This window comes from Trinickia sp. (genome assembly GCF_051961175.1).
Lineage (GTDB): Bacteria > Pseudomonadota > Gammaproteobacteria > Burkholderiales > Burkholderiaceae > Trinickia.
Genome location: NZ_JBQCDN010000326.1, coordinates 1 through 5,413 on the forward strand (window position 1 = coordinate 1; position 5,413 = coordinate 5,413).

At 61.8% G+C, this 5,413-nt stretch carries 6 protein-coding genes; 5 read left to right on the top strand and 1 reads right to left on the bottom strand.

Going from position 1 to position 5,413, the window contains the following annotated elements:
- The 5 genes from ACTHL0_RS19540 to ACTHL0_RS19560 all read left to right on the top strand — a co-directional run.
- On the top strand, positions 1-659 hold a 659-nt coding region (locus ACTHL0_RS19540), incomplete at its 5' end, for an ABC transporter ATP-binding protein (protein ID WP_440568516.1).
- 4 nt (positions 660-663) lie between these two features.
- Positions 664-1,809 (top strand): ABC transporter permease, encoded by a 1,146-nt coding sequence (locus tag ACTHL0_RS19545; protein ID WP_440568517.1) that lies wholly within the window; start codon positions 664-666, stop codon positions 1,807-1,809.
- The gene (locus ACTHL0_RS19550) at positions 1,806-2,984 is read left to right on the top strand and encodes an ABC transporter permease (protein ID WP_440568518.1); all 1,179 of its coding nucleotides are present in this window, start codon (positions 1,806-1,808) and stop codon (positions 2,982-2,984) included. Before ACTHL0_RS19545 ends, ACTHL0_RS19550 begins: the two co-directional genes overlap by 4 nt.
- A 192-nt stretch (positions 2,985-3,176) precedes the next feature.
- Positions 3,177-4,295: a sensor histidine kinase gene (locus ACTHL0_RS19555; RefSeq protein WP_440568519.1), complete on the top strand. Its 1,119-nt coding sequence runs from the start codon at positions 3,177-3,179 to the stop codon at positions 4,293-4,295.
- A gap of 1 nt (position 4,296) precedes the next feature.
- Complete coding sequence (locus tag ACTHL0_RS19560; protein ID WP_440568520.1) at positions 4,297-5,031, top strand: LytR/AlgR family response regulator transcription factor; 735 nt, start codon at positions 4,297-4,299, stop codon at positions 5,029-5,031.
- 260 nt (positions 5,032-5,291) lie between these two features.
- Here ACTHL0_RS19560 and ACTHL0_RS19565 read toward each other — a convergent pair.
- Positions 5,292-5,413 (bottom strand): AMP-binding enzyme (locus tag ACTHL0_RS19565; RefSeq protein ID WP_440568521.1); only part of this gene is annotated, 122 nt, incomplete at its 5' end.

A 5,413-nucleotide genomic window follows, 5' to 3' on the forward strand; every position in this document is an offset into this window, starting at 1 on the left:
CGTACACGCGCGGAAAGAATGCGCAGGAAGTCCTGCAACACCTAGACTTGCACGTCTCGGAATGCGATTTCGTCGCGCTCATGGGTCCCTCGGGATCGGTCAAGACGACGGTGCTCAACCTGATCGGCGGCATCGATCATCCGACGAGCGGCGAGCTCGTCGTGGCCGGTGAGCGGATCGATCAATTGAAAGGCGGGGCGCTGGCACGTTGGCGGTCGAACAACGTCGGCTTCGTGTTTCAGTTCTATAACTTGATGCCGATGCTTAGCGCCGAACGCAACGTCGAGTTGCCGCTTTTGCTGACCTCGCTCGGTAAGAGCGAGCGGATGAAGCGTGTCCATGCGGCGCTGACGATCGTCGGTCTGGAGGACCGTGCCAAGCACAAACCCTCCGAGCTTTCGGGCGGGCAGGCGCAGCGTGTGGCGATCGCACGTGCACTTGTGTCGGATCCGAAGCTGCTCGTCTGCGACGAACCGACGGGCGATCTGGATCGCACGACGGCCGACGAAATTCTTCACCTGCTGCAGTTGCTCAATCGCGATTACGGCAAGACGATCGTCATGGTGACGCACGATCAGAAGGCGGCCGATTACGCGACGCACACGCTGCATCTCGACAAAGGGCGGTTCGTCGAAGAGCGGCAACGGACCGAGGCGTAACGCCATGAAATTCATTCCGCTGATATGGGCGATGCTCTGGCGCAAGAAGGTGCGCACCTCGCTGTCGCTACTCTCGATCATGATCGCGTTCCTGCTGTTCGGCATGCTGCAGGGCGTGAATTCGGCCTTCAAGGAAACGATCGAGCGGTCGAACGTCAATCGCCTCGTAGTCACGAACCGGATTTCGATCACCGAGAACCTGCCATACGCCTATATGCAACAGATCGAGGCGCTGCCCGGTGTACAACGCGTTTCGCACGAATCGTGGTTCGGGCCGTATTACCAGGATCCGAAGAATTTCATTGCGGCCTTTCCCGTCGAGCCCGAACGCGAGTTTCCGGCGCACCCCGAGTACCAGGTGCCGGCCGAGCAGTTGGCCGCACTCGAGCACACGCGTGACGGTGCCATCATCGGTGCCGGTCTGGCGAAGAAATATGGCTGGAAGGTCGGCGATCGCATTCCGCTGCATTCGACGATCTGGGTGAAGGCGTCCGACGGCAATTCCGATTGGGACTTCGACATCGTCGGTCTCTATCAAGATCCGTCCGATCGCGCGCGCGAAGACGCGATGTTCTTCAACTACAAATACTTCGATGAAGCGCGCAGCTTCGCGAAGGGCACGGTGGGCTGGTACATCGTCGTGGTAAAGGACCCATCGCAATCGGCCGTGGTGGCGAAGGAAATCGACGACCATTTCGCCAATTCGCCCGACGAGACGAAGACGCAAACCGAGAAGGAATTCCAGCAGTCGTTCATGAAACAGATCGGCGACATCAATCTGATCGTGACGTACATCCTGTTCGCCGTGTTCTTCGCGTTGCTGTTCGCGGTTGGCAGCACCGTCATGCAAGCGGTGCGCGAGCAGGTGCCGGAGTTGGCCGTGCTCAAGACGCTGGGCTTTTCCGATACGCGCATGCTGGTGCTGGTGCTCGTGCAATCGTTGACGCTGTGCGTCGTGGCGGCATTGCTGGGTCTCGGGCTTGCCGATTTGATATTCCCGGCACTGCGCAATACGCTCGGCGTTGTGAAGCTGCCGCCGACGGTGATTCTCGAAGGCGTGCTGATGTCCGCGCTGCTTGCCGTGGCAACCGGCATTGTTCCGGCTTGGCGTGCCAAGCGGTTGGTCATCGTGGAGGCGCTGCGCTCATGATCAAGCAAATCGTTGCAGTCACGTGGATGAATCTGCGCAGCTTGCCGCAGCGTATCAGCACTGCGTGGGTCATCGTGATCGGCATTGCCGTGACGGTGGCCGTGATGGTGTCGGTGTTGGCGATGGCGACGGGGTTCCAGCACACGTTGAAAGGCACGGCGCGCGAGGATCGCGCTATCGTGCTGCGTGCGGGCTCGCAGGCCGAACTCGAAAGCACGATCGATCGCGCGAACGCGCAGACGATCATGGATGCCCCTGGCGTGCGTAAAGACGAGGCGGGACGGCCGATTGCCTCGGCCGAAGCCGTGGTGATCGTCTCGCTGCCGCAAAAGAAAGACGGCGGCGATGCCAACGTCACGCTGCGCGGCGTCGGGCCGAACGCGATGAAGCTGCGGCCGGAGATGCATCTGATCGCGGGCCGCATGTTCCGCCCCGCGGTGCGCGAGCTGATCGTCGGCAAATCCGCCGTGGCGCAGTTCAAGGGGCTCGAACTCGGCAACCACATCGCGTTTCGCAACTCCGAATGGACGGTCGTCGGTATCTTCGAAAGCGGCGGCGACGCGCACGAGTCGGAGCTTCAGGGTGACGCTGAAACCGTGTTGTCGGCCTATCGCCGCAACGGCTTTCAATCCGTGACCGCGATGCTCGACTCAGCCGCCGCATTCGACCGCTCCAAGGGCGCGTTGACGACGGATCCGTCGCTGAAGGTCAGTGTGCAACGCGAGGCCGATTACTACGCGGCGCAATCGCGCAATCTGTCGAAGCTGCTTAATTTGCTGGCTTATTTCGTTGGCGGCATCATGGCGCTCGGGGCCTGCTTCGGTGCGCTCAACACGATGTACACGGCAGTGTCGACGCGCACGCGCGAAATCGCGACGCTGCGCGCGATCGGTTTCAGCGGCATGCCGATCGTGATCTCCGTGCTCGTGGAATCGCTGCTGCTCGCGATCGTGGGCAGCTTGATCGGCTCGGCGGCGGCCTGGGTGTTCTTCGACGGTAACACGGTCAATACGCTCGGCGCGGGGTTCTCGCAGGTTGTGTTCCATTTGACCGTGACGGTTTCACTGCTGATAACGGGCGTATTCGTCGCGTGCACGATCGGCATGCTCGGCGGCTTGCTGCCGGCGATTCGGGCGGCACGTCAGCCGATTGCGACGGCGTTAAGAGCGAGTTGAAGGCGATTCGGGCGGCGCGTCAGCCGATTGCGACGGCATTGCGCGCGAGTTGAGCGGCAGTTGAGCGGCAGGTTTTGACCGTTCATCGCGTGCGGCAGCCGTTCGTCGCAGGTTTTGCGGGGCATGCGGGATAGGGAGTAGAGTGGCCGGCGGCGTCGGTTCGGGTTCTAGACGCAGCCGAAATATCACATCATGGACACAGAGCTCAATCCGCTTTCGTCAGCCGCCAGCCGTTCCCGCCTTCATCAAGGGGGCCGCGATCAGGGCGATGTCGCGCGCCGCTTCTCTTCTGTCGCTGGCCGGTTGACGTCCGTCGCCTGGCTCATCGCGTTCAACTCTATCGTCGGGCTGGGGTTTTGGGCGGCGCATCGCACCGAACCCCTGCTGCAGTACCTCGTCGTGGCGAATGCCATCGGCCTGAGTGCTTCGGCGCTCGGCACGTTACTCAACAGATTCGATACCGTTCGATCCCGGCCCCTTGTGCGGGTGTTGCTGATTGCGCCGGCCGGCGTCGTCATCGGCGTCGAATTCACAGCAATGACCGTTGGTGGCGCGCCGCATCTGATCGGACGGGGCGGTGTCGATGCGTGGTTTCACTACGGCACTTCGTTCGTGATTGCGGGCGTGGCTTGCGCGTTCTTCACCGTGTCGGCGCAGGCGTTGCGCATGCGTGCCACGCTCGAAACGCAGCGGCGCGAGGCGGCCGAGCTGCGGCAATCGGAGACGGCGGCGCGGCTCGCGTTGCTCCAGGCGCAGATCGAGCCGCATTTTCTATTCAATACGCTGGCCAATGTCCAAAGCTTGATCGAACGCGATCCGAAGCGGGCCGCGTCGATGCTGGACAGCCTCAATCGCTATTTGCGGGCGAGTTTGAGCCGCACGCGCAGTGCGACGTCTACGCTGGGAGACGAACTCGAACTGGTCGAAGCATTGCTCAAGATCGCGGCGGTGCGTCTTGAAGACCGGCTGAGCTATGAGGTCGACGTGCCCGAATCGCTGCACAGTTTGATGCTCGCACCGCTGCTGTTGCAGCCGCTCGTCGAGAATGCCTTGCTGCACGGCATTGAGCCTTCGATCGAGGGCGGACAGATTCGCATCGTCGGGCGCCGGGAGGGTGAGAGGTTGACGCTTGCCGTGGTCGACACGGGTGTCGGGCTGGGGCATTCCACGAAGTTGCACGGCGGCGTGGGGCTCGCTAACGTGCGGGCTCGGCTTGTTTCCTTGTATGGCGACCGCGGACGGGTAACCGTCGCGTCGAACGCCGATGCCGCGCGGGGCGTGACCGCGAGCTTGTCGATTCCACTTCGCTGATATGCCTTCCGCTTTGATCGCCGACGACGAGCCGAATCTTTCGGCGGAACTTGCATCGCGTTTGATGCGCTTTTGGCCGGAGCTGGAAATCGTGGGTATGCCGCGCGATGGGGTGGATGCGCTTGCGCAGCTCAACGAAAAGCGGCCCGATTTTGCGTTCCTCGATATCCGTATGCCGGGCATCGACGGATTGAAGGTGGCGCAGTTGGCGAACGACGTGCGCGTGGTGTTCGTCACTGCATACGACGCGCATGCGGTGGAGGCGTTCGAGACGTCGGCCGTCGATTATTTGCTTAAACCGGTGACCGACGAACGGCTATTGCGTTGTATCGCGCGTTTGCAGCGGCAGGGTGCACCGACGGCCGACGCGGCGACGGCGGCGGTGACGGCATGCGGACTGAGCGACGCGATGCCGATACGTTGGCTGACGATTGGCGTCAAAGACGCCACGAAGCTCGTTTCGATCGACGACGTGCTTTTCTTTCAGGCCACTGACAAGTACACGGAAGCCGTGACGTCCGAGCAGCGGCATTTGATTCGTACGCCGCTGAAGGAGCTGCTGCCGCGCCTGGATGGGGACCGGTTTGCGCAGGTGCATCGCGGTGTGATCGTCGCTTACAAGGCGATCGATCGAATCGAGCGCGATTTGCTGGGGCGTCTGCGAATTCATCTGATCGGTCATGATGCGGTGCTGCCTGTCAGCCGCGCTTATGCCGCCTTGTTCAAGCAGATGTGACGGCTTGCCGCTGCGTTCCGTGAGCGGTTAGGCGTCCCGCCGTTCGCGCTGGGCGCGGCCCCTGACAGGATTGTGCGGGTGGGGCGGTGAGTCATTCGATTTCCGCCTTTGTGGCAGTGAATATGGCGTGACCTGCGTACATCCAAACCACATCAACCCCTACGAAACCGGCTCCTCGCAGCCAGTCCAGGTGCTCGGCTGCTGTTGACGGCCGCATCCGAGCGCAACCTTGACTGGCGCCAGCGCAATCAAAATCACCATCACATCGTCCGCAACGCGAACCGTTTAAGCTTGCCCGTCTCCGTGCGAGGCAACGCATCGATGAACTGAATCACGCGCGGATATTTATACGGCGCGACAGTTTGCTTGACGAACGCCTGCA

Coding starts and splice junctions, on each gene's coding strand:
- ACTHL0_RS19560 (WP_440568520.1), top strand. CDS start 4,297: ATGCCTTCCGCTTTGATCGCCGACGACGAGCCGAATCTTTCGGCGGAA.
- ACTHL0_RS19555 (WP_440568519.1), top strand. CDS start 3,177: ATGGACACAGAGCTCAATCCGCTTTCGTCAGCCGCCAGCCGTTCCCGC.
- ACTHL0_RS19550 (WP_440568518.1), top strand. CDS start 1,806: ATGATCAAGCAAATCGTTGCAGTCACGTGGATGAATCTGCGCAGCTTG.
- ACTHL0_RS19545 (WP_440568517.1), top strand. CDS start 664: ATGAAATTCATTCCGCTGATATGGGCGATGCTCTGGCGCAAGAAGGTG.